24 protein-coding genes are annotated in these 24017 nt (G+C 62.4%); 18 read left to right on the top strand and 6 right to left on the bottom strand.

What is annotated here, in order from left to right; all coding sequences use genetic code 11:
• Positions 1 to 134 precede the first annotated feature (134 nt).
• The gene (locus QRN70_RS12605; protein ID WP_285418231.1) at positions 135 to 1103 is read right to left on the bottom strand and encodes a polyprenyl synthetase family protein; all 969 of its coding nucleotides are present in this window, start codon (positions 1101 to 1103) and stop codon (positions 135 to 137) included.
• 241 nt (positions 1104 to 1344) lie between these two features.
• On the opposite strand from QRN70_RS12605, the gene rplU reads away from it, so the two are divergent.
• The 5 genes from rplU (at position 1345) to QRN70_RS12580 (ending at position 5162) form a co-directional block, all read left to right on the top strand.
• Positions 1345 to 1656 (top strand): 50S ribosomal protein L21, encoded by a 312-nt coding sequence (rplU, locus tag QRN70_RS12600; protein ID WP_003228361.1) that lies wholly within the window; start codon positions 1345 to 1347, stop codon positions 1654 to 1656.
• A gap of 35 nt (positions 1657 to 1691) precedes the next feature.
• Complete coding sequence (rpmA, locus tag QRN70_RS12595) at positions 1692 to 1949, top strand: 50S ribosomal protein L27 (protein WP_003228360.1); 258 nt, start codon at positions 1692 to 1694, stop codon at positions 1947 to 1949.
• A 193-nt stretch (positions 1950 to 2142) separates the two neighbouring features.
• On the top strand, positions 2143 to 3366 hold the full coding sequence (gene cgtA / locus QRN70_RS12590; RefSeq protein ID WP_285418230.1) for an Obg family GTPase CgtA: 1224 nt from the start codon (positions 2143 to 2145) through the stop codon (positions 3364 to 3366).
• Positions 3367 to 3565: 199 nt separating this feature from the next.
• A complete protein-coding gene (gene proB / locus QRN70_RS12585) occupies positions 3566 to 4684 on the top strand; it encodes a glutamate 5-kinase (protein ID WP_285418561.1) in 1119 nt (372 codons plus the stop codon).
• 10 nt (positions 4685 to 4694) lie between these two features.
• On the top strand, positions 4695 to 5162 hold the full coding sequence (locus QRN70_RS12580) for a CreA family protein (RefSeq protein ID WP_285418229.1): 468 nt from the start codon (positions 4695 to 4697) through the stop codon (positions 5160 to 5162).
• A 114-nt stretch (positions 5163 to 5276) separates the two neighbouring features.
• On the opposite strand, the gene rpsT is transcribed toward QRN70_RS12580, so the two are convergent.
• The gene (gene rpsT / locus QRN70_RS12575) at positions 5277 to 5549 is read right to left on the bottom strand and encodes a 30S ribosomal protein S20 (RefSeq protein WP_011336008.1); all 273 of its coding nucleotides are present in this window, start codon (positions 5547 to 5549) and stop codon (positions 5277 to 5279) included.
• Between the two features lie 252 nt (positions 5550 to 5801).
• Between rpsT and murJ the strand changes: the two genes are divergently transcribed.
• From murJ to ispH, 6 genes are all read left to right on the top strand, one after another.
• Positions 5802 to 7340 carry a murein biosynthesis integral membrane protein MurJ gene (gene murJ / locus QRN70_RS12570; RefSeq protein WP_285418228.1) on the top strand — a complete coding sequence of 513 codons (1539 nt, stop codon included), beginning with the start codon at positions 5802 to 5804 and terminating at the stop codon, positions 7338 to 7340.
• Between the two features lie 129 nt (positions 7341 to 7469).
• A complete protein-coding gene (ribF, locus tag QRN70_RS12565) occupies positions 7470 to 8408 on the top strand; it encodes a bifunctional riboflavin kinase/FAD synthetase (RefSeq protein ID WP_285418227.1) in 939 nt (312 codons plus the stop codon).
• Positions 8409 to 8421: 13 nt separating this feature from the next.
• Entirely contained in the window at positions 8422 to 11253 is a 2832-nt protein-coding gene (gene ileS / locus QRN70_RS12560; protein WP_285418225.1) for an isoleucine--tRNA ligase, read from the top strand.
• Positions 11246 to 11758, top strand: a complete 513-nt coding sequence (gene lspA, locus QRN70_RS12555; protein ID WP_285418224.1) for a signal peptidase II — start codon at positions 11246 to 11248, stop codon at positions 11756 to 11758. The genes ileS and lspA overlap by 8 nt, the downstream gene beginning before the upstream one ends.
• 7 nt (positions 11759 to 11765) lie before the next feature.
• Positions 11766 to 12203, top strand: a complete 438-nt coding sequence (gene fkpB / locus QRN70_RS12550; protein ID WP_285418560.1) for an FKBP-type peptidyl-prolyl cis-trans isomerase — start codon at positions 11766 to 11768, stop codon at positions 12201 to 12203.
• Positions 12204 to 12365: 162 nt separating this feature from the next.
• Positions 12366 to 13310 (top strand): 4-hydroxy-3-methylbut-2-enyl diphosphate reductase, encoded by a 945-nt coding sequence (gene ispH / locus QRN70_RS12545; protein ID WP_285418223.1) that lies wholly within the window; start codon positions 12366 to 12368, stop codon positions 13308 to 13310.
• Here ispH and QRN70_RS12540 read toward each other — a convergent pair.
• Positions 13282 to 13836 carry a GspH/FimT family pseudopilin gene (locus tag QRN70_RS12540; protein WP_285418221.1) on the bottom strand — a complete coding sequence of 185 codons (555 nt, stop codon included), beginning with the start codon at positions 13834 to 13836 and terminating at the stop codon, positions 13282 to 13284. The genes ispH and QRN70_RS12540 overlap by 29 nt on opposite strands.
• 130 nt (positions 13837 to 13966) lie before the next feature.
• On the opposite strand from QRN70_RS12540, the gene QRN70_RS12535 reads away from it, so the two are divergent.
• From QRN70_RS12535 to thiO, 7 genes are read left to right on the top strand one after another with little or no spacing between them, the layout of a single operon-like run.
• Positions 13967 to 14440 carry a GspH/FimT family pseudopilin gene (locus QRN70_RS12535; RefSeq protein ID WP_285418220.1) on the top strand — a complete coding sequence of 158 codons (474 nt, stop codon included), beginning with the start codon at positions 13967 to 13969 and terminating at the stop codon, positions 14438 to 14440.
• Complete coding sequence (gene pilV / locus QRN70_RS12530; RefSeq protein WP_285418218.1) at positions 14437 to 14886, top strand: type IV pilus modification protein PilV; 450 nt, start codon at positions 14437 to 14439, stop codon at positions 14884 to 14886. The genes QRN70_RS12535 and pilV overlap by 4 nt, the downstream gene beginning before the upstream one ends.
• Entirely contained in the window at positions 14883 to 15596 is a 714-nt protein-coding gene (locus tag QRN70_RS12525; protein ID WP_285418217.1) for a PilW family protein, read from the top strand. Before pilV ends, QRN70_RS12525 begins: the two co-directional genes overlap by 4 nt.
• A gap of 13 nt (positions 15597 to 15609) precedes the next feature.
• Positions 15610 to 16089, top strand: coding sequence for a pilus assembly PilX family protein (locus tag QRN70_RS12520; RefSeq protein ID WP_285418215.1), 480 nt, complete (start codon positions 15610 to 15612; stop codon positions 16087 to 16089).
• A complete protein-coding gene (locus tag QRN70_RS12515; RefSeq protein ID WP_285418213.1) occupies positions 16076 to 19159 on the top strand; it encodes a pilus assembly protein in 3084 nt (1027 codons plus the stop codon). Before QRN70_RS12520 ends, QRN70_RS12515 begins: the two co-directional genes overlap by 14 nt.
• Before the next feature lie 14 nt (positions 19160 to 19173).
• The gene (locus QRN70_RS12510) at positions 19174 to 19572 is read left to right on the top strand and encodes a type IV pilin protein (RefSeq protein ID WP_285418211.1); all 399 of its coding nucleotides are present in this window, start codon (positions 19174 to 19176) and stop codon (positions 19570 to 19572) included.
• Between the two features lie 58 nt (positions 19573 to 19630).
• Entirely contained in the window at positions 19631 to 20731 is a 1101-nt protein-coding gene (gene thiO / locus QRN70_RS12505) for a glycine oxidase ThiO (protein ID WP_285418210.1), read from the top strand.
• Positions 20732 to 20809: 78 nt separating this feature from the next.
• Here the strand turns inward: thiO and QRN70_RS12500 are convergent, their stop codons facing one another.
• Genes QRN70_RS12500 through QRN70_RS12490 form a run of 3 tightly spaced genes read right to left on the bottom strand, consistent with a single transcriptional unit; the run spans position 20810 to position 23965 of the window.
• A complete protein-coding gene (locus QRN70_RS12500) occupies positions 20810 to 22156 on the bottom strand; it encodes a sigma-54-dependent transcriptional regulator (RefSeq protein ID WP_285418209.1) in 1347 nt (448 codons plus the stop codon).
• Positions 22153 to 23742 carry a sensor histidine kinase gene (locus QRN70_RS12495; protein WP_285418208.1) on the bottom strand — a complete coding sequence of 530 codons (1590 nt, stop codon included), beginning with the start codon at positions 23740 to 23742 and terminating at the stop codon, positions 22153 to 22155. Before QRN70_RS12495 ends, QRN70_RS12500 begins: the two co-directional genes overlap by 4 nt.
• A complete protein-coding gene (locus QRN70_RS12490; protein WP_285418207.1) occupies positions 23732 to 23965 on the bottom strand; it encodes a PP0621 family protein in 234 nt (77 codons plus the stop codon). The genes QRN70_RS12495 and QRN70_RS12490 overlap by 11 nt, the downstream gene beginning before the upstream one ends.
• Positions 23966 to 24017: the final 52 nt, after the last annotated feature.

Here is a 24017-nt window from a genome sequence, read left to right as displayed (position 1 = left end):
GTTTTAGCTGCGCAAGGGCATAGCGCAGAAACGACTGTGGGAGCGAGCCCGCCCGCGAAAGCGTCAGGCCCGTCAACATTGATGTCGACCGACAGCTGGCTTTCGCGAGCAGGCTCGCTCCCACAGAGGAAGAATCAGTGCGTGCGGGCGACCGCGAATTCGCTCAGTTCAACCAGGGCGTCGCGGTATTCGCTGGCCGGCAGTGCGTCGAGGCACTTGATCGCGCGAGCCACGTAATCACGGGCCAGTTGCGCGGTGTATGCCAGCGAGCCGGAAGCTTCCACGGCGATGCGGATGCTTTCGAGGTCTTCGATGCCGCCTTTCTGGATCGCCTGGCGCACCAGCGCAGCTTGCTCCGCAGTGCCTTCGCGCATGGTGTAGATCAGCGGCAGGGTCGGCTTGCCTTCGGCCAGATCGTCACCGACGTTCTTGCCCAGGGTTTCGGCGTCGCCCTTGTAGTCGAGCAGATCGTCGACCAGCTGGAATGCCACGCCCAGGTGATCGCCGAAGGTGCGCAGGGCTTCGCTCTGCTCGGCGGTGGCGCCGGCCAGTGCGGCGGCACTGTGGGTCGAGGCTTCGAAGAGCATCGCGGTCTTGCCGCGGATGACTTCCATGTAGGTTTCTTCGGTGGTGCTGGCGTCGCGGACCTTGGACAGCTGCAGCACTTCGCCTTCGGCGATGATGCGCGTGGCCTGGGAGAGGATCTTCATCACCGGCATCGAGCCCAGTTCGACCATCATTTCGAACGAGCGCGAGTACAGGAAATCGCCGACCAGCACGCTCGGGGCGTTGCCCCACATGGCGTTGGCGGTCGAGCGGCCACGGCGCATGCCGGACATGTCGACCACGTCGTCATGCAGCAGGGTGGCGGTGTGCAGGAACTCGATGGTGGCGGCCAGCAGGCGCATGTCGTCGCCTTCGCGACCCAGGGCCTTGCCGCACAGCAGCACCAGCAGCGGGCGCAGGCGCTTGCCGCCGGCCGACGTGATGTAATCGCCGATTTTCGATACCAGCGGCACTCGGGAAGTCAGCTGCTTCTTGATGATGCCGTCGACGGCGCTAAAATCGTCCGCCACCGCGCGGTAGAAAGCTTGGGGTTGCATCAGCGACAGGTGCTCCAGAAGGGTTGCGCGGCATGCTAGGACCCACGTCCGCAGGTGTCAAGGCGCGATGGACGGCCACTTGCATGCCTGCGGCGGCTTGCGTACAATCGCGCACCCTGAACTTCCTGGGCAGCACCTGCCTTACGCAATTGCACTTGGGCCGTTCCAGCCCCATGCAGCCATGCCAGCCAATACCTCTTCTTATAAAGAGCTGGGTGAGCAGGATTATCGGAGAAATACCATGTACGCAGTAATCGTTACCGGCGGTAAGCAATACAAGGTCGCTGAAGGTGAATACCTGAAGATCGAAAAACTGGAAGTCGCTACTGGCGAATCCGTGACTTTTGACCGCGTTCTGTTGGTCGCCAACGGCGACGACGTGAACATCGGCGCACCTGTTGTTGCTGGCGCAACCGTCAAGGCTGAAGTGATCTCCCAAGGTCGTCACGATAAAGTCCGCATCATCAAGTTCCGTCGCCGTAAGCACCACATGAAGCGTATGGGCCACCGCCAGTGGTTCACCGAGATCAAAATCACCGGTATTCAGGCTTAATTTCAGCCTAATTCCTCACTAGGAGAATTGAACTCATGGCACACAAAAAAGCTGGTGGTAGTACCCGTAACGGTCGCGACTCAGAAGCCAAACGCCTTGGCGTGAAGATGTACGGCGGCCAGGTCATCAAGGCCGGCAACATCATCGTGCGTCAGCGCGGCACCCAATTCCACGCTGGCTACGGCGTTGGCATGGGTAAAGATCACACTCTCTTCGCGAAAATCGAAGGCGTGATCAAGTTTGAAGTAAAAGGCGCCTTCGGTCGTCGTTACGTGAGCGTTGTCGCGGCCTAATCGCGAGATCGCTGGAAGAGCCCTGTCTTGCGACGGGGCTTTTTCGTTTGTGGGGTGAGTCTCTTGCAAAACTGTTTGTATGGGCTGTCGGCGTACGATGTAGGTCGTGGATTGGGGTCGCTGCGCTCATTTTTGCAAGAGTCTTATGTCTTGATTGTTTTTCGGCTCGTCCGTACGGCGAGAGGCGTTGGTTATGAAGTTTGTTGATGAAGTATCGATCCGCGTAAAGGCTGGCGACGGCGGCAATGGCTGCATGAGTTTCCGTCGGGAAAAATTCATTGAAAACGGCGGTCCGAACGGTGGTGATGGCGGTGACGGCGGTTCCATCTACATGATGGCCGACGAAAACCTCAATACCCTGGTGGACTACCGTTACACCCGGCACTTCGATGCCGAGCGTGGCTCCAACGGCGGCAGCACCGACTGCACCGGCAAGAAGGGTGAAGACCTGATCCTGCGCGTGCCGGTCGGCACCACCGTGATCGACTCCGCTACCCAGGAAGTCATCGGCGACCTGACCAAGGCCGGTCAGAAGCTGATGGTGGTCCAGGGCGGCTGGCACGGTCTGGGCAACACCCGTTTCAAATCCAGTACCAACCGTGCGCCACGCCAGACCACGCCGGGCAAGCCGGGCGAGCAGCGTGACCTCAAGCTGGAAATGAAAGTACTGGCCGATGTCGGCCTGCTGGGTCTGCCGAATGCCGGTAAAAGTACCTTTATCCGTTCGGTATCGGCCGCCAAGCCGAAGGTCGCCGACTATCCGTTCACCACGCTGGTGCCGAACCTCGGTGTGGTCAGCGTCGACCGCTGGAAAAGCTTCGTCATCGCAGACATTCCGGGGCTGATCGAAGGTGCTTCCGACGGTGCCGGCCTGGGTATTCGCTTCCTCAAGCACCTGGCGCGTACGCGTCTGCTGCTGCACCTCGTCGACATGGCGCCGCTGGATGACAGCAGTGCACCGGACGCGGCGGAAGTGATCGTCAACGAGCTGATCAAGTTCAGCCCGTCGCTGGCCGAGCGTGATCGCTGGCTGGTGCTGAACAAATGCGACCAGATCCTCGAAGAAGAGCACGAGGAGCGCGTCAAGGAAATCGTTGATCGTCTGCAGTGGGAAGGTCCGGTCTACGTGATCTCGGCCATCGCCAAAGAAGGTACCGAGCGCCTGACCCGCGACATCATGCGTTACCTGGAGGATCGTGCCGATCGCCTGGCCAACGACCCTGCGTACAAGGAAGAGCTGGCCGATCTCGATCAGCGCATCGAAGACGAGGCCCGCGCGCAGCTACAGGCGCTGGACGACAAGCGTGCCCTGCGTCGCAGTGGCGTGAAGTCGGTCCACGACATCGGTGACGATGACTGGGACGAAGAAGATGTGGATGATGAAGACGGTCCGGAAATCATTTACGTGCGTGACTGATCCGTCGTAGGAGCTGTTGCAGGCTGCGATCTTTTGCTGTGCTGAAGATCGCGCTCGGGTGCGGTGTTATGATCCTTCGCACGCCGGCTACAAAGGCGCCGCTCAATCGAGCGGCGTTTTAGTATCTGGAAATCGGTAGTCACGAATAACGTCACGGGTGGCGCTGGGTCGCGCCGCCCTCAAGCTAAGGTTGAAGATGATGCGGAGCAAGGTGACAGGTGCGCAGCGTTGGGTCGTGAAGATCGGCAGCGCTTTGCTGACAGCTGATGGCAAAGGGCTGGATCGCGCGGCAATGGGTGTCTGGGTCGAGCAGATGGTGGCCCTGCATGAAGCAGGTGTCGAGCTGGTGCTGGTGTCCTCCGGGGCGGTGGCGGCCGGCATGAGCCGTCTGGGCTGGACCGCACGACCCAGTGCGATGCACGAGCTCCAGGCTGCCGCGGCAATCGGTCAGATGGGCCTGGTGCAGGCTTGGGAATCGAGCTTTGCCGAGCATGGCCGGCACACCGCGCAGATTCTCCTGACCCACGACGACCTGTCCGACCGCAAGCGCTACCTTAACGCTCGCAGTACCTTGCGCGCGCTGGTCGAGCTGAAGGTCATCCCGGTGATCAACGAAAACGACACCGTGGTCACCGACGAAATCCGTTTCGGCGACAACGACACCCTGGCGGCGCTGGTGGCCAACCTGGTCGAGGCGGATCTGCTGGTGATTCTCACCGACCGTGATGGCATGTTCGACGCCGATCCGCGCAACAACCCGGATGCGCAGCTGATCTACGAAGCGCGCGCCGACGATCCGACGCTGGACGCCGTTGCTGGCGGTACCGGTGGCGCGCTGGGGCGTGGCGGCATGCAGACCAAGTTGCGGGCGGCGCGTCTGGCAGCGCGCTCCGGGGCGCACACTATCATCGTCGGTGGGCGTCTGGAGCGTGTGCTCGATCGTCTCAAGGCGGGCGAGCGCATCGGCACCTTGCTGTCACCTGAGCGCGGCATGCTGGCGGCGCGCAAGCAGTGGCTGGCCGGGCATCTGCAGACGCGTGGCACGCTGGTGCTGGACGAGGGTGCCGTGTCGGCGCTGTCCCAGGGTAACAAGAGCTTGCTGCCGGTCGGTGTGAAGCTGGTGCAGGGCAGCTTCCGGCGCGGCGAAATGGTGGTCTGCGTGGCGCCGGACGGCCGTGAGATCGCCCGTGGCCTGGCTAACTACAGTGCCCTGGAAGCACAAAAAATCATCGGTCAATCGTCGGAGGCGATTGTCGGTCTGCTCGGTTACATGGCTGAGCCGGAACTGGTTCACCGTGACAATCTGATTCTGGTCTGAGGAAAGCGCGATGCGTATGGCAAAAGGATTGTTGGGCTTGCTGATGGCGCTGCCATTGCTGGTCTCGGCTGAGGAAATTGGCCAGGTGTCGACGGTGTTCAAGTTTGTCGGGCCGAACGACCGGATCGTGGTCGAGGCGTTTGATGATCCGAAGGTCGAGGGCGTGACCTGTTACCTGTCGCGCGCCAAGACGGGCGGGGTGAAGGGTGGTCTGGGCCTGGCCGAGGATCGCGCCGAGGCTTCCATTGCCTGTCGCCAGGTCGGGCCGATCAAGTTCAAGGGCGAGCTGAAAGACGGTGACGAGGTGTTCAAGGAGCGTACGTCACTGGTATTCAAGACCATGCAGGTGGTGCGTTTCCTCGACAAGAAGCGCAACACCCTGGTGTACCTGGTCTACAGCGACCGCCTGATCGAAGGCAGTCCGCAGAATGCGGTGACGGCGATTCCGATCCTGCCGTGGGTGCCGGTTCAGCAGTAACTTCAAGATGTAAAAAAGGGGAGCCGCTGGGCTCCCCTTTTTTTGCGCCTGATTCGCCAGATCGCAGGCAATAAAAAACCGACCCTTGGGTCGGTTTTTTAATGATTACGTCGCTTAGGCAGCAGCTTTCAGTGCCTTGACGTGACCATTCAGACGGCTCTTATGACGAGCAGCCTTGTTCTTGTGGATGATGCCTTTATCGGCCATGCGGTCGATAACTGGCACAGCCAGAACGTATGCAGCTTGAGCTTTTTCAGCGTCTTTTGCGTCGATGGCCTTAACTACATTCTTTATGTAGGTACGAACCATGGAACGCAGGCTGGCGTTGTGGCTGCGACGCTTCTCAGCCTGTTTTGCACGTTTTTTGGCGGAAGGTGAGTTGGCCACCGTCGAGCTCCTCGAAAGACTTTTTAGGAAATAGCAAACAAAATAGGCCGCGAATCATGCCGATGAAGAGAAGTCTTGTCAAGGGCGCTTGAAACGTTCCGCTAAGTGGTAGGTATGAAGAGGCGGGATATTTATTTCCGGCGCTTGACCTGTAAACTCGCGAGCTTTGGCTCTGTGCTGTTGCGGCGCGGAGTATCGCACAAGTGGGCGCATTGTTCGCCTGCTGTTTATCGACAGGCACACATTCCCTCAATGAATCTGCTCAAATCGTTGGCCGCTGTCAGCTCTATCACCATGCTTTCCCGGATTCTCGGGTTCGTCCGTGACACGCTCATCGCCCGCACATTCGGCGCCGGAATGGCGACCGACGCCTTCTTCATTGCCTTCAAACTGCCCAACCTGTTGCGCCGGATCTTCGCCGAGGGTGCGTTCTCGCAGGCGTTCGTGCCGATTCTGGCCGAGTACAAAAGCCAGCAAGGGGAAGAGGCGACCAGGACCTTCATCGCCTACGTGTCCGGGCTGCTGACCCTGGTGCTGGCGCTGGTCACGGCGCTGGGCATGCTCGCCGCGCCGTGGGTGATCTGGGCCACGGCCCCGGGATTCGCCGACACGCCGGAAAAATTCCAGCTGACCTCCGACCTGTTGCGCGTGACCTTTCCTTATATATTGCTGATCTCTCTGTCGTCGCTGGCCGGGGCGATTCTCAATACCTGGAACCGTTTCTCGGTGCCGGCGTTCGTGCCGACGCTGCTCAACGTCAGCATGATCGTGTTCTCGCTGTTCCTCACGCCGTACTTCGATCCGCCGATCATGGCCCTGGGCTGGGCGGTGCTGGCCGGTGGCCTGGCGCAGTTGCTCTATCAGCTGCCGCACCTGAAAAAGATCGGCATGCTGGTGCTGCCACGCCTGAATCTGCGCGACACCGGGGTCTGGCGAGTGATGAAGCAGATGCTGCCAGCGATCATCGGCGTCTCGGTGAGCCAGATTTCCCTGATCATCAACACCATCTTCGCTTCGTTCCTGGTGGCGGGTTCGGTGTCGTGGATGTATTACGCCGACCGTTTGATGGAGTTGCCCTCGGGCGTGCTGGGCGTGGCGCTGGGCACGATTCTGCTGCCGACACTGGCCAAGACCTACGCCAGCAAGGATCGCCATGAATATTCGCGGATTCTCGACTGGGGCCTGCGCCTGTGCTTCGTGCTGGTGCTGCCGTGTGCGCTGGCGCTGGGGATTCTGGCCGAGCCGCTGACGGTTTCGCTGTTCCAGTACGGCCAGTTCAGTGGTTTTGATGCGGCCATGACCCAGCGGGCGTTGATTGCCTATTCTGTCGGCCTGCTGGGGATTATCGTGATCAAAGTGCTGGCGCCAGGCTTTTATGCGCAACAGAACATTCGCACCCCGGTGAAAATCGCAATCTTTACCCTGGTCGTCACACAGTTGTTCAACCTGGTACTGATCGGCCCGCTGGCGCATGCCGGTCTGGCGCTGGCGATCAGTGCCGGTGCCTGCCTCAACGCCGGGCTGCTGTTCTATCAGCTGCGCAAGCAGCAGATGTACCAGCCGCAGCCGGGCTGGCTGAAGTTCGCCATGAAGCTGTTGATTGCCGTGGCGGTGATGTCGCTGGTGTTGCTGATCGGCATGCATTTCATGCCGGCCTGGGACCAGGGCCACATGCTCGAGCGCTTCCTGCGCCTGGGCGTGCTGGTGGTGGCGGGCGTGGTGGCGTACTTCGGCATGTTGCTGCTGATGGGCTTCCGTCTGCGCGACTTCAATCGCAAGGCCTTGAGCTGAGGTTTTGGCACCGATAATCGGGCGCGGGCCGGCAGTTTTGTCGGCTCGATCACTTTGCGTTACGGTGTTGCCTGTCGTCGGCCGTCGGGTGTGGTTATAATCGGCCACTTTATGAGCAAGAAGCGCGTTATGCAGCTGGTTCGAGGCCTCCACAACTTGCGCCCCCAGCATCGGGGCTGCGTCGCCACTATTGGCAACTTTGACGGTGTTCACCGTGGTCACCAGGCCATCCTGGCCCGACTGCGTGAGCGTGCGCTCGAGTTGGGCGTACCCAGCTGCGTGGTGATTTTCGAGCCGCAGCCGCGGGAGTTCTTTGCTCCGGACACCGCGCCGGCGCGACTGGCCCGCTTGCGCGACAAGCTGCAGCTGCTGGCCGCTGAAGGCGTCGACCGGGTGTTGTGCCTGGCTTTCAACCAGCGTCTGAGCAAGCTCAGCGCCAGTGAGTTCGTCGATACTATCCTGGTCGATGGCCTTGGCGTGCAGCACCTGGAGGTCGGTGACGATTTCCGTTTCGGTTGCGACCGTCTCGGCGATTTCGATTTCCTGCTGCAGGCTGGCCAGGTTCACGGTTTTACCGTGGAAGCCGCGCAAACCGTCGAGCTGGACGGCATTCGCGTCAGCAGCACGCAAGTGCGCAACGCCCTGGCCGCCGCCGATTTTGCCCTGGCCGAGCGCCTGCTGGGCCGCCCGTACCGGATTGCCGGTCGCGTGCTGCATGGGCAGAAACTGGCCCGGCAGCTGGGTACGCCCACTGCCAACATTCAACTCAAGCGTCGTCGTGTGCCGTTCACCGGGGTGTACCTGGTCGACGTCGAGATCGACGGCAAGACCTGGCCCGGCGTCGCCAATATCGGCGTGCGGCCCACGGTGCAAGGTGATGGCAAGGCCCACCTTGAGGTCCATCTTTTAGATTTTGCCGGCGATCTGTATGACCGGCGTTTGACGGTGGTTTTCCACCAGAAGCTGCGTGAAGAGCAGCGTTTCGCCTCCCTGGAGGCGCTGAAAACGGCGATCAACGCGGATGTCGCCGCCGCCCGTGCACTAGCCGCACCTAGCGCCCATCGCTAATGAAGAGCCTTAAATGACCGACTATAAAGCCACGCTAAACCTTCCGGACACCGCCTTCCCAATGAAGGCCGGCCTGCCACAGCGCGAACCGCAGATCCTGCAGCGCTGGGACAGTATTGGCCTGTACGGAAAGTTGCGCGAGATTGGCAAGGATCGTCCGAAGTTCGTCCTGCACGACGGCCCTCCGTACGCCAACGGCACGATCCACATCGGTCACGCACTGAACAAGATCCTCAAGGACATGATCATCCGCTCGAAGACCCTGTCGGGTTTCGACGCGCCGTATGTTCCGGGTTGGGACTGCCACGGCCTGCCGATCGAGCACAAGGTCGAAGTGACCCACGGCAAGAACCTGGGCGCGGACAAGACTCGCGAGCTGTGCCGTGCCTACGCCACCGAGCAGATCGAAGGGCAGAAGTCCGAATTCATCCGCCTCGGCGTGCTGGGCGACTTCGCCAATCCGTACAAGACCATGGACTTCAAGAACGAGGCCGGTGAAATCCGTGCCCTCGCCGAAATCGTCAAGGGCGGTTTCGTGTTCAAGGGCCTGAAGCCGGTGAACTGGTGCTTCGACTGCGGTTCGGCCCTGGCCGAAGCGGAAGTCGAATACGAGAACAAGAAGTCCTCGACCATCGACGTGGCTTTCCCGATCGCCGACGAAGCCAAACTGGCCGCCGCGTTCGGTCTGCCATCGCTGGGCAAGCCTGCCTCGATCGTGATCTGGACCACCACCCCGTGGACCATCCCGGCCAACCAGGCGCTGAACGTTCATCCGGAATTCAACTACGCCCTGGTCGATATCGGCGACAAGCTGCTGGTTCTCGCTGAAGAGCTGGTGGAGTCCTGCCTGTCGCGTTACGGCGTTGAAGGCAGCGTGCTGGCCACCGCGCCAGGTTCGGCGCTGGAACTGATCAATTTCCGTCATCCGTTCTACGACCGCCTGTCGCCGGTGTACCTGGCCGACTACGTGGAACTGGGCGCCGGCACCGGTGTGGTTCACTCCGCCCCGGCCTACGGCGTGGACGACTTCGTGACCTGCAAGAAATACGGCATGGTCAACGACGACATCCTCAACCCGGTGCAGAGCAATGGCGTGTACGTGCCATCGCTGGAGTTCTTCGGCGGCCAGTTCATCTGGAAGGCCAACCCGGCCATCGTCGACAAGCTGAGCGAAGTCGGTGCGCTGATGCACACCACCGTCATCGAACACAGCTACATGCACTGCTGGCGCCACAAGACCCCGCTGATCTACCGCGCCACCGCGCAGTGGTTCATCGGCATGGACAAAGAGCCGGTCAGCGGCGACACCCTGCGTGTCCGCTCGCTCAAGGCCATCGAAGACACCAAGTTCGTCCCGGCCTGGGGCCAGGCGCGCCTGCACTCGATGATCGCCAACCGTCCGGACTGGTGCATCTCGCGTCAACGCAACTGGGGCGTGCCGATCCCGTTCTTCCTGAACAAGGAAAGCGGTGAACTGCACCCACGCACCGTCGAACTGATGGAGGAAGTCGCCAAGCGCGTCGAAGTCGAAGGCATCGAAGCCTGGTTCAAACTCGACGCCGCCGAGCTGCTGGGCGACGAAGCGCCGCTGTACGACAAGATCAGCGACACCCTCGACGTCTGGTTCGACTCGGGCACCACGCACTGGCACGTCCTGCGCGGTTCGCACCCGATGGGCCACGAGAGCGGCCCGCGCGCCGACCTGTACCTGGAAGGTTCCGACCAGCACCGCGGCTGGTTCCACTCGTCGCTGCTGACCGGTTGCGCGATCGACAACCACGCGCCGTATCGCGAGCTGCTGACCCACGGTTTCACCGTCGACGAGTCCGGGCGCAAGATGTCCAAGTCGCTGGGCAACGTGATTGCGCCGCAGAAAGTCAACGACACCCTGGGCGCCGACATTATGCGTCTGTGGGTGGCCTCGACCGACTACTCCGGCGAAATGGCCGTGTCCGAGCAGATCCTGCAACGCAGCGCGGACGCCTACCGGCGCATCCGTAACACCGCGCGTTTCCTGCTTTCCAACCTGACCGGTTTCAACCCGGCCACCGACCTGCTGCCGGCTGAAGACATGCTCGCACTGGATCGCTGGGCCGTGGACCGTACTCTGCTGCTGCAACGCGAGCTGCAGGAGCACTACGGCGAATACCGTTTCTGGAACGTTTACTCGAAGATCCACAACTTCTGCGTGCAGGAGCTGGGTGGCTTCTACCTCGACATCATCAAGGATCGCCAGTACACCACCGGCGCCGACAGCAAGGCCCGTCGCTCGTGCCAGACCGCGCTGTTCCACATCAGCGAAGCGTTGGTGCGCTGGATCGCGCCGATCCTGGCGTTCACCGCCGACGAGCTGTGGCAGTACCTGCCGGGCGAGCGCAACGAATCCGTGATGCTCAACACCTGGTACGAAGGGCTAACCGAGTTGCCGGAAGGCTTCGAGCTGGGTCGCGCCTACTGGGATCGCATCATGGAAGTGAAGGTGGCGGTCAACAAAGAAATGGAAATCCAGCGCGCGGCCAAGGCCGTCGGTGGCAACCTGCAGGCCGAAGTGACGCTGTTCGCCGAAGACGCGCTGAGCGCCGACCTGGCCAAGCTGAGCAACGAGCTGCGCTTTGTCCTGATCACCTCGACCGCCAGCGTGGCACCTTTCGTTCAGGCCCCTGCGGACGCGGTAGCCACCGAAGTCAGCGGCCTGAAACTGAAGATCGTCAAATCGGCGTTCCCGAAATGCGCTCGTTGCTGGCACTGCCGCGAAGACGTCGGCGTGAACCCGGAGCATCCGGAAATCTGCGGTCGTTGCGTCGACAACATCAGCGGTGCCGGCGAGGTTCGTCACTATGCCTAATGCCGTTGGCCGTTTCGGACGGTTGGGCTGGCTCTGGTTGAGCTTGCTGGTTCTGGTCATCGACCAGGCCAGCAAGTTCTACTTCGAAAACAGGCTCGAAATGTTCCAGCAGATCGTGATCATTCCCGATTACTTCAGCTGGACCCTGGCTTATAACACCGGCGCGGCGTTCAGCTTCCTGGCTGACAGCTCGGGCTGGCAGCGCTGGCTGTTCGCCCTGATCGCCATTGTGGTCAGTGCGGTGCTGGTGGTCTGGCTCAAGCGCCTGGGGCGCAACGACACCTGGCTGGCCGTCGCGTTGGCGCTGGTGCTGGGTGGCGCGCTGGGCAATCTGTATGACCGCATTGCCCTGGGCCATGTGATCGACTTCATTCTGGTGCACTGGCAGAACCGCTGGTACTTCCCGGCGTTCAACTTCGCCGACAGCGCCATCACCGTAGGTGCGGTGATGCTGGCACTGGACATGTTCAAATCGAAGAAAACCGGAGAAGCCGTTCATGACTGAACAGGTATTGGCTGAGCAACGCATCGGCCAGAACACGGAAGTCACCTTGCACTTTGCATTGCGCCTGGAGAACGGCGACACGGTCGACAGCACCTTCGACAAGGCCCCGGCGACCTTCAAGGTCGGCGATGGCAACCTGCTGCCGGGTTTCGAAGCGGCACTGTTCGGCTTCAAGGCCGGCGACAAGCGTACGCTGACCGTCGAGCCGGAAAACGCTTTCGGCCAGCCGAACCCGCAAAACGTACAGGTCATCCCGCGCGCGCAGTTTGCCGACATGGAGCTGTCGCCCGGTTTGCTGGTGATCTTCAACGATGCGGCCAATACTGAGCTGCCGGGCGTGGTGAAAGAGTTCGACGACGCGCAGGTGACCGTCGACTTCAATCACCCGCTGGCCGGCAAGACCCTGAGCTTTGACGTCGAGATCATCAGCGTCAAGGCGCTATAACTGACCGCACAAGGGTCAAAATGTGGGAGCGAGCCTGCGCGCGAATGCTGACTGACATTCAACATCGATGTTGTCTGACACACCGCCTTCGCGAGCAGGCTCGCTCCCACAATGATTTCCACCGTTTTCGTTATTTCTTGCGCGCAAGACACGAGGCACAGCATGCAAATCAAACTCGCCAACCCCCGTGGCTTCTGCGCCGGCGTGGACCGGGCGATCGAAATCGTCAACCGCGCCCTGGAGGTCTTCGGGCCGCCGATCTATGTGCGTCACGAAGTGGTGCACAACAAGTTCGTGGTCGAGGACCTGCGCAACCGCGGGGCAATCTTCGTCGAGGAACTGGATCAGGTGCCGGATGACGTCATCGTGATCTTCAGTGCCCACGGCGTTTCCCAGGCCGTGCGCAACGAAGCCGCCGGTCGTGGTCTGAAAGTATTCGATGCCACCTGCCCGCTGGTGACCAAGGTGCACATCGAAGTGGCGAAATACAGCCGCGACGGTCGCGAATGCATCCTCATCGGCCACGCTGGTCACCCGGAAGTCGAAGGCACCATGGGCCAGTACGATGCCAGCAATGGCGGCACGATCTACCTCGTCGAAGACGAGAAGGATGTGGCCGAGTTGCAGGTGCGCAACCCGGAAAAACTCGCCTTCGTCACCCAGACCACCTTGTCGATGGACGACACCAGTCGCGTCATCGATGCCTTGCGTACACGTTTCCCGGCCATCGGTGGGCCGCGCAAGGACGACATCTGCTACGCCACGCAAAACCGTCAGGACGCCGTCAAGCAACTGGCCGACGAGTGCGACGTGGTCCTGGTGGTCGGCAGCCCGAACAGCTCCAACTCCAACCGTCTGCGCGAGCTGGCCGAGCGCATGGCGACGCCGGCGTACCTGATCGACGGCGCCGAAGACCTGCAGAAGAGCTGGTTCGATGGGGTCGAACGCATCGGCATCACCGCCGGTGCCTCTGCCCCGGAAGTGCTGGTGCGTGGCGTGATCCAGCAGTTGCAGGCCTGGGGCGCCACCGGTGCCGACGAACTGGCCGGTCGCGAGGAGAACATCACGTTCTCCATGCCTAAAGAGCTGCGCGTGCGTTCGATCTGACGCGCTTCCCGCCTCGACACAGCGCCTGCTCAGCGACCTCGCGGGTCAGGCGCACCCGTCCGGTCGCCGCCAGCACCACCTGGAGCTGGCTGAGCGGCTCGCGGCGCGAGCAAAGATGCAATGTGCCTGCCTGAAACGCCCGCCCGGGCAGCAGCGGTTGCCCGAGACTGCTGAAACGCACATAGCGTCTCACCGCCCAATTCCCCACCACCGGTATCTGCGCATCAGTCGCGTGCTCGCGCAGCAGCGGATTGCCGGGGTCATCGGCGCCCTTGCCGCTGACATCGAGAATGATCCGCCAGCCGCGGCTCCAGTCGCCGTCGATAGCGTGAAGCACCACGCTGTGGTTTTGCGCGATGGCCAGCGAGCGCGCATGGCGCACGCCGCTGAGCAGCGCATCGGCCGCCTGCTGCCGATGGTTGGACTCGCTGAGCCTGGCAAGTGCCGGATTGACCAGCGACAGAACAATTACGCCAATCGCCAGTCCCATAAGCAGTTCGACCAGACTGAAACCCCGTTGCGGCATGGGCACTCCCTCCCTGGAGCATGGTGTCCGGCGCGATCCGTGCGCCGGGCAGGGCAAATCAACCGACGTAACCCGGTCGAATGTTCTAGTTTGTAGAGGCAGGTATAGCCGACGGCAACGGAGGGCATCGATGGATCATCGTACAAAAGGTTTCACGTTGATCGAGTTGCTGGTCGCGCTCGCGGTATTCGTGATCCTGATCACCCTGGCGGTGCCGTCCTTCACTCGATCGGTGCAGGGCAGCCGAGCCGACACCGAAGTCGGCGACCTGCAGCGGGCGCTCAATTACGCCAGGCTCGAGGCCATCGACCGAGGCATCACCACCCGCTTGCGGCCATCCGCCGGCGGTAGTGTCTGGACCAGTGAGCTGTCGGTCTACGACAGTACTGGCACACCGGCCAATGTATTGCGGGTTGTTCCAGCGATGAGCAGCGGCGCGACTCTGACGCTACCCTCAGGAGTGACTGCCCTGGATTTCAATAACCTCGGCGGTCTGGCAGCACCGCCCACGGCGGTGGTCATCAGTTACACGCTGGGAACGCAAAGCAGGACGCTGAACGTGTGTCTCAACGGACGAATTCAATTGGGTGGAAGTTGCGGATGAGGGCAGGGAGCAAACAGGCGCAGCAGGGCATGACGCTGATCGAAGTGCTGGTCGCGTTGCTGATTCTGACGGTCGGGCTGCTCGGGGCGGCGGCCGTGCAATTGAACGCGCTGAAGTACACCGACAGTTCACGGATGACCAGCCAGGCCAGCTTCATCGCCTACGACATGCTGGACCGGATCCGCGCCAACTCCGGCGCCGACTACACCGTCACTCCGCCGACGGCGGGCAATCTCAGCGTCGCCCGCGATCAGGATCTCTACGACTTCGCCACCAACATCGTCAATTTCGCGGGTCCGACTGCCACTGGCAGCATTACCCTCAACCAGCGCGTCTACACCATTACCATCACCTGGAGCGATGCCCGGGCGGCCAACGCCAGCAGCGCCCCGCGCAGCTTCGTGCTGTCCAGCCGCGTCGCTGTTGATCCGGTGGCCACGCCATGAAGCGCCACAACCGCGGTTTCGGCCTGATCGAATTGATGATCGCCCTGGCGCTGGGGCTGATCGTGGTGCTCGGCGTAGTGCAGACATTCATCGCCGCGAAAAATACCTACGTCAGCCAGAACAGCGCGGCCGCGATGCAGGAAGATGCGCGTTTCGTGCTGAGCAAGATGATCCAGGAAATCCGCATGGTCGGCATGTTCGGCTGCCTCGGCACCATCACCGATTCCAGCACCGCAGGGGATTTCAACGCGGCGCAGATCACGCCGATCAGTTGGGACAACGCCAGCCTCAAGCTGACCCTGGTCACCGCCGACATCGGCAGCGGCGGCGGCACGCCGACCTGGACGGTGCTGTCCGACTGCCGCAACAGCGCCACCGCCTATACCGGGCTGCGCGCGGCGGCGAGCGGGCAGATCGCGTTTCCGATCCGCCGGTTGATCTACAGCTACAGCAATAACCAGATCCTCATGGGCACCGGCAGCGGTACGCCGGCCCAGCAGGTATTGGTGAACAACGTCGCCGCGTTCAGCGTGATGTTCGGCCTGGCCAGTTCTGCCACCGATGTGGCGGCGTCGACCTACAGCAGCAACCCCGGCGACCCGGCACGCATCCGCAGTGTGCGCCTGAGCCTGACCCTCAACGATCCGAGCAACCGGGTCGCCAATCAGACCTTCAACGTGGTTGCCGCCTTGCGCAACCGCTTGCAGTGAGGGGGGGCAGACAATGAGGATTTCCCTTCACCGGCGCCAGGCGCAGCGCGGCATGGTGCTGCTGATCAGCCTGGTGTTTCTGTTGCTGCTGTCGTTGATCGGCCTGTCATCGATGCAGAGCGCCAACCTGCAGGAAAAAATGGCCGGCAGTGTCAGCCTGCGCAACCAATCGTTCCAGGCCGCTGAAGCGGCGCTGCGGGTCGGCGAAAGTGCGGTGCAACTGGACAGTTATGCGCTGGCCGTGTGTGCCAGTACCACCCAGTGCGCGCCGCCGGCGGAATCCTCGGTGGTCAGTGCGGCAGGGCTCAACTCGACGTCGGGGGTAACCTGGATCGCCGCCGGCAACGGCTTCTACGGGGTGCAGAACATCGGCACCACCCTGACGGCGGTCAACGTGCCGAGCAATACCTCGGCGACGCTGTACCGGGTGACGGCTGTCGGCATCGCCGGCAGTTCGCGCAGTGTGGTGGAGAGTGTTTATGCGAAGTATTGAGCGGCGGGTTGCGCTGCTGATCGGCCTGTTGCTGGGGCTCTACCTGGCAGCCCCGGCGTATGCCTTCACCCCGTCCGACTCGCCGTTGCTCAGCGCGGCGGCAGTGGCGCCGAACGTCATGCTGCTGATCGATGATTCGGGGAGCATGAACAGCATCATTTACGCGGCCGGATTCGACCCGACGGTCGACCGCACCCCGGCGCGGCAATGCAACGCTCTGATCGGTCTGTGCCTGAGCTCCACCGCGATCACCGGTGACACGATCTTTCTCTCGAGCCTGCCGACCACCGGCTGTTCCGGCGGCGCCTATGCGTTCTACAACAACTCGCTGACGCCGCTGTGCCTGAAACTGCCGGACCCGGTGGGCAGCGGCAACACCCGCTATACCGGCGACTATATTGCCTACGTGGTCGGGCTGGCGATCAGCAACGGCACCCGCGACTTCACCAGCGGTGCGATTCCCAACGACTACCGGATCAATGTCGCGCGCAACGTGTCTACGGCGCTGGTCAGCAGTAACCGCACCCTGCGCATCGGCCTGTCGACGTTCAACCCGGCCACCAGCAACAACGCCGGGAATGGCGGCTACATCGCCCGCACCATCGCCGACCTGGCCCCGGTCAGCGGCAGCGTGACCCAGGCCCAGGCCGACAGTAACTACAACGCACTGATTGCCGCGATCAACGGCTTGAGCGCGGTGGCCAACACGCCGCTGGCGGAAACCTATTACGAGATCAGCCGTTACATGCGCGGCATGGCGCCGTACTACAACAGCACGCCGAGCACCTACACCAGCCCGATCCAGTACCGTTGCCAGAAAAACTACGGCGTGGTCATCACCGATGGCCTGCCGACCTACGACCGCACCTTCCCCAGCAATGACCCGCTCGGTGGCAGTCGTCTGCCCAACTGGGACGGCGTCAACAACGACGGCAACAACCTCAACGGCGATAACGAGGGCGACACGCTGTACCTCGACGACATCGCCAAGTTCGCCTTCGACATCGACATGCGCTCGACCGGCACCGATGCCGCTGGCAAGAGCTGGAACGCGGTGGATTTTCCCAAGCAGAACATGAACACCTACACCGTCGGCTTCACCGCCGACAACGACATGCTGTCGGACGCCGCCGCGTACGGCCAGGGCAAGTATTACCAGGCGACCGACAGCGCCGGGCTCAACAGCGCGCTGTCGGCGGCATTGAGCGATATCACCTCCAAGGCCGGCTCCGGCGGCAGCGGCGTGACCAGCGGCACGACGCTGGCCAGTGGCACCAGTTACTTCCAGACCAGTTACGACCCCAAGGACTGGCGCGGCACCATCAAGGCCTTCGGGTTCACCTCTGCCGGAGCGGTGAACACCTCGACGGTGCTGTGGACCACCGATACGGCAATCGTCCCTGGCGCCACGGCACCGACCTACCAATCGTGGAACACCACGAGCAACGCCGCGGTGACGCTGGCCTATGGCAACTTTTCCGCGACGCAGCAGACCAGCCTCAGCCAGAGTCTGCCCACCGGCATCAGCGGCAGCGATCTGGTGGAGTGGAGCAAGGACACCAACAAGGCCGGGCTGAAGGTACGCAGCGTGCTGCTCGGCGACATCATCAACTCGCCGCTGGTGCTGGCCTCGCCCACGGAGAAGACCGCCTCCGACCTGTCGGGCGACACCACCTACAGCGCCTACCTGACCACCAAGGCAGCGAACATGAACGCCAACCTGGTGGTGAACGGCAACGATGGCTTCGTCAGCGTGATCAACTCGAGCAACGGCACCCGGCGCTATGCCTACATGCCGTCCAGCGTACTACCGTCGCTGCGGCTGATTGCCGATCCGAACTACATCAACGGCGTCAGCCACAAATTTCTGGTGGATGGCCAGGTCGGGGTCTACGACGCGCAACTCAACAATGCCTGGAAAACCCTGGCCATCGGTGGCACGGGCGCCGGTGGCAAGACCTTCTACGCGTTGCAACTGTTCGACGCTTCGGCCGGCAATGCCCTGCGTGCCCTGTGGGAGGTCAGCGCGCCGGCCACTGCCAGTACCGCCAACGCGTTCAATGATCTGGGTTATGCCTACGCGCGGCCGGAAGTGGCACGTCTGGCCGACGGCCGCTGGGCGGCGTTCATTGCCAACGGTTACGGCAGCAACTCGGGCGTCGCGGCGTTGTATGTGCTGGATGTGCGCGACGGTTCGCTGATCAGGAAAATCGTCATCGACAGCACGGAGACCACCAACGGCCTGTCCTCGGTGAAACTCAGGGTCAACTCTTCGAACGTGGTGCAGGCGGCGTATGGCGGCGACTTGAAGGGGCGACTGTGGAAATTCGACCTCAGTGCCACTTCAACCGACAGCTGGGGCGTGGCGTTTTCCGGCAAGCCGCTGTTCACCACGGCGGGCGGGGCGACCCAGCCGATCACCGCGCAGCCGCTGCTGGCGGACAACGCGCTGGGCGGCAAACAGATCTTTGTCGGCACCGGCAAGTTCAACGAAACCGCCGACAAGACCAACAAGGATCTGCAGGCGTTCTATTCGGTGTGGGATGCCGACGGCGGTTCGGGACAGCTGACCGTCAGCAGCTTGCAGGCGCAAGCGGTCACCGGGGTGTTCTCCGGCAGCTCGGGGCAATTCATCACCACCAGTCAGAACGACACGACGTATCCGGGCGAGAAGGGCTGGTACCTGCCGCTGGTGTACAACAACGCGTTGACCGGCGAGCGCGTGATCAATCAGGCCAGCCTGGTGCTCGGACGCATCGTGTTCACCACGGCCAGCGTCGACACCACCGACCCCTGTTCCAGCTTCGGTACCGGCAAACTGGTCGAACTCGATGCGTTCAGCGGTAAGATGCTCAACTACGCGGTGCTCGACACCAACGCCGATGGCGTGGTCGACAGCAACGACACGATTTCCAGTGGCGTGGTGTTCACCGGCGGTATCCCGACCCTGAACGCCATCGTCAACGGTGCGACCCGCAAGATCGTGAACGATTCCAGTGGCGGCATCACCACCCTGGTGGAAAAATCCGGCGGCGGCAGTCGCCGTATCATGTGGCGACAAATACAGTAAGCGAGAGTTGAGGCATGCGCAGAGCCAACCGAGGATTTACCCTGATCGAAATCATGATCGTGATTGCGATCATCGGTATCGTCATCACCATCGCCGCACCGAGCTACACCGAATACGTGAAAAAGGGTCGTCGCGCCGAAGTGGTGTCGCTTCTGTCGGAGCAGGCGCAGCTCCTCGAGCGCTACTACACCAGGAACAATACCTACACCAACGCCACCGGCCTGAGTGCCGGGACTGATTTCTACACCATCACGCCGACGATCACTGACCAGACCTACCTGCTGACCGCGACCCGCAAGGCCGGCGCAATGGCCACCGACAAGTGCGGCGATTTCACCCTGACCAACACCGGGGTCAGAAGCATGAACAACGCGACAACCGGGCTGACCACCAAGGATTGCTGGGGCCGCTGAGCCGCATTCATTCGGGTGCCTTTTGCACCCACCTGTCTTTTTTACGGTTGGAACAAACATGACCAGGCAACAGCAAGTGGTGATCGTCGGGGGCGGGGTAATAGGCCTGCTCACCGCGTACAACCTCGCCTCCGAAGTCGGCAGCGTGGTGCTGCTCGATCGTTCGAACGTCGGCCAGGAATCCTCCTGGGCCGGAGGCGGGATCGTTTCGCCGCTGTATCCGTGGCGCTACAGCCCGGCGGTCACGGCACTGGCGCACTGGTCGCAGGATTTTTATCCACAGCTCGGCGCGCACCTGTTTGCCGCGACCGGGGTCGATCCGCAAGTGCATACCACCGGTCTGTACTGGCTGGACCTCGATGACGAAGCCGAGGCGCTGGCCTGGGCGGCACGGGAAAACCGGCCGCTGCGGGCTGTGGATATCTCGGCGGCCCACGATGCCGTACCGGTGCTCGGCGGCGGGTTCTCCCGGGCGATCTACATGGCCGACGTGGCCAACGTGCGCAATCCGCGCCTGGTGAAATCGCTGAAAGCGGCATTGCTGGCGCTGCCGAACGTGACGATTCACGAGCAGTGCGCCGTCAGCGGGTTTGTCCGCGAAGGCCATCAGGTGGTTGGCGTGGCGACGGCCAATGGCGTGATTCGCGGCGATCAGGTCGTGCTGACCGCGGGCGCCTGGAGCGGCGAATTGCTCAAGACCCTCGACCTGACGCTGCCGGTCGAACCGGTCAAGGGCCAGATGATCCTCTACAAGTGCGCGGCGGATTTCCTGCCGAGCATGGTGCTGGCAAAAGGGCGGTATGCGATTCCGCGTCGCGACGGGCACATTCTGATCGGCAGCACGCTGGAGCACGCGGGGTTCGACAAGACGCCGACCGACACGGCCCTGGAAAGCCTCAAGGCGTCGGCCGTGGAACTGCTGCCGGCGCTGGCGGATGCCGAAGTGGTCGGGCACTGGGCCGGCCTGCGTCCGGGCTCACCCGAAGGGATTCCCTACATCGGCCAGGTGCCGGGGTTCGCTGGCTTGTGGTTGAACTGCGGGCATTATCGCAATGGTCTGGTGCTGGCACCGGCGTCGTGCCAGCTGTTTGCCGATGTGATGCTGGGACGGGCACCGATCATTGACCCGACGCCCTATGCACCCGAAGGTCGCATTTAAGGCACAAGTCAAAGGGCGCCGCCAACGCCTGCGGAACACGCGTTCCCATGCAGGCGCTGGCGGCGAGCTTTCATAGGCTCAATCCAGCCCCAGTTTCTTCAGCCGATAGCGCATCGAGCGGAACGACAGGCTCAAGCGCTGGGCCGCCGCCGTGCGATTCCAGCGGGTTTCTTCCAAGGCCTGGAGTATCAGTTTGCGTTCGATGTTCTCCAGGTAGTCTTCCAGATTGTCGATCTGGGTCAGGTCGGCAATCCCTCCCTCGGCTGCGCAATTGCCCTCGCTCAGACGCAGGTCCTCGGCTTCGATCATGCGGTTTTCGCACAGGGTGTGCGCGCGTTCGAGAACGTTCTCCAGTTCGCGCACGTTGCCCGGGAAACGGTAGTTCTTCAACGCTTCGAGTGCTTGCGGATGCAGGCGTGCCGCCGGTTGCCCGGTTCCGTTGGCCAGGCGTTTGAGCATGTGGCTGGCGAGCGTCTCGATGTCGTCACGGCGCTCGCGCAGCGACGGTACGCGCAGTTCGATGACATTCAGCCGGTAATACAGGTCCTGGCGAAAACGTTCGGCGGCGACTTCCGTTTCGAGGTCCTTGTGCGTGGCGCACAGGACACGCACGTCGACCACACTTTCCTGCTGGCCGCCGACGCTGCGCACGGCTTTCTCCTGAATCGCCCGCAGCAGCTTGACCTGCATCGCCAGCGGCAGGTCCGCCACTTCATCGAGGAACAATGTGCCGCCGTGGGCAGCCTGGAACAGACCGGGCTTGTCCTCCACCGCGCCGGTAAAGCTGCCTTTGCGATGGCCGAAGAATTCGCTTTCCATCAGCTCCGAAGGAATGGCCCCGCAGTTGACCGGCACAAATGGCTGAGCGGCGCGCGGGCCTTGCTCATGGATGAGGCGGGCGACAAGCTCCTTGCCGCTGCCGGACTCGCCGCTGATGTACACCGGAGCCTGGCTGCGCGCGAGTTTGTCGATCTGTTTGCGCAAGTGATGCATCGGCGCCGAATTGCCGAGCAGCCGGCGGTCGATCGACGTACACGTAGCGCCTGCCGCCGGCATGCGCAACGCGCTGCCGACCAGCTCGCGCAGCCGGTTCAGGTCCACCGGTTTGGTGAGAAAGTCGAAAGCGCCGGCCTTGAGGGCGTTGATTGCCGTTTCCAGGCTGCCGTAGGCCGTGATCATTGCCACCGGCAGCTGCGGGTGGCGTTGCTGGATGTGCTGCACCAATTCCAGCCCGGTGCCGTCGGGCAGACGCATGTCGGTCAGGCACAGGTCGAAGCGTTCGCGCTGCAGCAAGGCCCGGGCTTCGCCGAGATTGCGCGCGCTGAAGGTGTCGAGTTTCATCCGTCCCAGGGTGATTTCCAGGAGTTCGCGGATATCCGGCTCGTCGTCGACGATGAGGATTTTTTGCCGTGGGCTCGTGTTCAACTTTGTTTCCGTCCGTGAGCAAAGGTGATGCGAAAGCAGCCGCCGCCTTGGCGTGGTTTGAAGTCTAGGCGCGCTTGGTTGCTTTCGCACAGCTCACGGGACAGATAAAGCCCAAGGCCGGTGCCCTGGCTGCTGGTGGTGAAGAACGGTTCGAACAGATGCGCCTGCTGGTCCGGCGGCACGCCGGGGCCGTTGTCCTGCACTTCGAGCACCGCCTGCTGGCTTTGCATGTCGATGAACAGGGTCAGCCAGACTTCGGCGCGTTCGTGCAGCAGCGCGCTGTGGCGCCAGCCGTTGCGCAACAGATTGTCGAGAATCTGCGTCAGCTGGTTGGGGTCCATCAGGGTGCGCAGGTCACCGGGCTCGATGCGCAGGTGGATCTGCTGACGCTCGCCGGCCTGCTCGCGGCTGTCGGCGACGAACGCCTCCAGCCAAGGTTTGAGATCCAGCCGCTGCGGGGTGCTCTGCTGGCGGCGGGACAGTTGCAGGACGTTTTCGATGACTCGGTTCATGCGTTGGGAGTGGTCTTGAATGATCTGCGTCAGACGTCGATCCGCGCCATCGAGTTCCTCGGACTCCTGCAACAGCTGCGCGGCGTGACTGATGGCGCCGAGCGGGTTGCGGATCTCGTGGGCGATGCCGGCGGTCAGGCGCCCGAGCGCGGCCAGTTTCAGTTGCTGGGCCTGTTGGGCGATCTGCGCGAGATCTTCGAGAAACACCAGGGTCTGGCGGTTCGGGCTCTGCTCCAGAGCGATGAAGCTGGGTTGCAGCTCAAGGCCGGTGGCGCTGATTTTCAGGCTTTGCGGGCGCAGGCTGGGGTTGTTCAGCCACAGTTGCAGGCGCTCGACCAGCTCGCTCGAGTAGGCGTCGATCAGTTGCCCTTCAAGTGGCGAGTGGCCGAGCAGGGCGGTGGCGCTGTGGTTGGCCAGTTGCACCCGGCGCTGTTCATCGAGCACCAGGATGCCGGTGCGCATGCGTTGCAGGATCAGCGCGTTGAGCGCCTCGAGGCTGACGACTTCGCTGGCGCGCTGCTCGGCGAGGGTTTCACTGACTTCGAGGCGGCGGATCAGGCCCTGTACCAGCAGCGACGCGGCGAAGCACAAGGCACCGAGCGTGCCCGCTTGCAGGTAATCGTTGGCGCTCAGCGCATGGCTGAAGCTCAGCAGGAAACTCAGGGCGACAATGCCGAGCGCCCCGATTGCGGCGATCAGCAGGCCGATGCGCCGACGCAGCAAGGTGTTGCTGATGGCCACCGAGACAATCAGCAGATTGCCAACGGCACTGGCCACGCCACCGGCCGCGTAGAACAGGACGCACAGCAGCAGAATGTCGACCAGGGCCAGCGCGAACAGCTGCGCGGGGCGGCGGATGTTCTCGAGGAACACCACCAGCAGGATATTCAGCACCAGGTACAGCCAACTGCCATTGCGCAGCAAGTCGTCGTCTGCCGACGTCAGCAGGCGGTTGTCCATGTTGCTGGAGATCAGCAGCACCAGGGTGATGCCGACGCTCAGGCGGTAGAGATGATAAAGGCGCAGCAGTCGCTGCGCCTGTTTGCTGTCGGCGTCGGTGGCCTCAGCGCTCACTGGGACCGGGGCCTTGCTCGAGGTGAGCCTGGCTGCAATACCACTGTTGCTGGAGGTTCAGCGCGCGGTCGCGGGGCAGGTGCACGCCGCAATGGGCGCAGCGCACCATGGGCGCGGCATCCTGCTCGCGGGGCGATCGGTGGGACGCGGCGGGCGCCTTGAATTTGCGCCACAACCAGACGGCGGCGGCAATCAGGGCGATCCAGAACAGTAAACGAAGCATGATGGGCGGCTTTTCGGCTGATGATCCGGCAGTTTAGCCAAGGACCCGGCGG

The sequence above is a fragment of the Pseudomonas sp. efr-133-TYG-5 genome (genome assembly GCF_030209175.1).
In the GTDB taxonomy this organism is placed as follows: Bacteria; Pseudomonadota; Gammaproteobacteria; order Pseudomonadales; family Pseudomonadaceae; genus Aquipseudomonas.
The sequence above is the reverse complement of the archived record's forward strand: the minus strand, read 5'-3'. Positions and strand labels throughout refer to the sequence as shown.

Coding starts and splice junctions, on each gene's coding strand:
- ribF (WP_285418227.1), top strand. CDS start 7,470: ATGCAGCTGGTTCGAGGCCTCCACAACTTGCGCCCCCAGCATCGGGGC.
- murJ (WP_285418228.1), top strand. CDS start 5,802: ATGAATCTGCTCAAATCGTTGGCCGCTGTCAGCTCTATCACCATGCTT.
- cgtA (WP_285418230.1), top strand. CDS start 2,143: ATGAAGTTTGTTGATGAAGTATCGATCCGCGTAAAGGCTGGCGACGGC.
- QRN70_RS12490 (WP_285418207.1), bottom strand. CDS start 23,965: ATGCTTCGTTTACTGTTCTGGATCGCCCTGATTGCCGCCGCCGTCTGG.
- lspA (WP_285418224.1), top strand. CDS start 11,246: ATGCCTAATGCCGTTGGCCGTTTCGGACGGTTGGGCTGGCTCTGGTTG.
- pilV (WP_285418218.1), top strand. CDS start 14,437: ATGAGGGCAGGGAGCAAACAGGCGCAGCAGGGCATGACGCTGATCGAA.
- QRN70_RS12520 (WP_285418215.1), top strand. CDS start 15,610: ATGAGGATTTCCCTTCACCGGCGCCAGGCGCAGCGCGGCATGGTGCTG.
- ileS (WP_285418225.1), top strand. CDS start 8,422: ATGACCGACTATAAAGCCACGCTAAACCTTCCGGACACCGCCTTCCCA.
- rplU (WP_003228361.1), top strand. CDS start 1,345: ATGTACGCAGTAATCGTTACCGGCGGTAAGCAATACAAGGTCGCTGAA.
- QRN70_RS12525 (WP_285418217.1), top strand. CDS start 14,883: ATGAAGCGCCACAACCGCGGTTTCGGCCTGATCGAATTGATGATCGCC.
- QRN70_RS12535 (WP_285418220.1), top strand. CDS start 13,967: ATGGATCATCGTACAAAAGGTTTCACGTTGATCGAGTTGCTGGTCGCG.
- ispH (WP_285418223.1), top strand. CDS start 12,366: ATGCAAATCAAACTCGCCAACCCCCGTGGCTTCTGCGCCGGCGTGGAC.
- thiO (WP_285418210.1), top strand. CDS start 19,631: ATGACCAGGCAACAGCAAGTGGTGATCGTCGGGGGCGGGGTAATAGGC.
- QRN70_RS12605 (WP_285418231.1), bottom strand. CDS start 1,103: ATGCAACCCCAAGCTTTCTACCGCGCGGTGGCGGACGATTTTAGCGCC.
- QRN70_RS12540 (WP_285418221.1), bottom strand. CDS start 13,836: ATGCCGCAACGGGGTTTCAGTCTGGTCGAACTGCTTATGGGACTGGCG.
- QRN70_RS12580 (WP_285418229.1), top strand. CDS start 4,695: ATGCGTATGGCAAAAGGATTGTTGGGCTTGCTGATGGCGCTGCCATTG.
- proB (WP_285418561.1), top strand. CDS start 3,566: ATGCGGAGCAAGGTGACAGGTGCGCAGCGTTGGGTCGTGAAGATCGGC.
- QRN70_RS12510 (WP_285418211.1), top strand. CDS start 19,174: ATGCGCAGAGCCAACCGAGGATTTACCCTGATCGAAATCATGATCGTG.
- QRN70_RS12515 (WP_285418213.1), top strand. CDS start 16,076: ATGCGAAGTATTGAGCGGCGGGTTGCGCTGCTGATCGGCCTGTTGCTG.
- rpmA (WP_003228360.1), top strand. CDS start 1,692: ATGGCACACAAAAAAGCTGGTGGTAGTACCCGTAACGGTCGCGACTCA.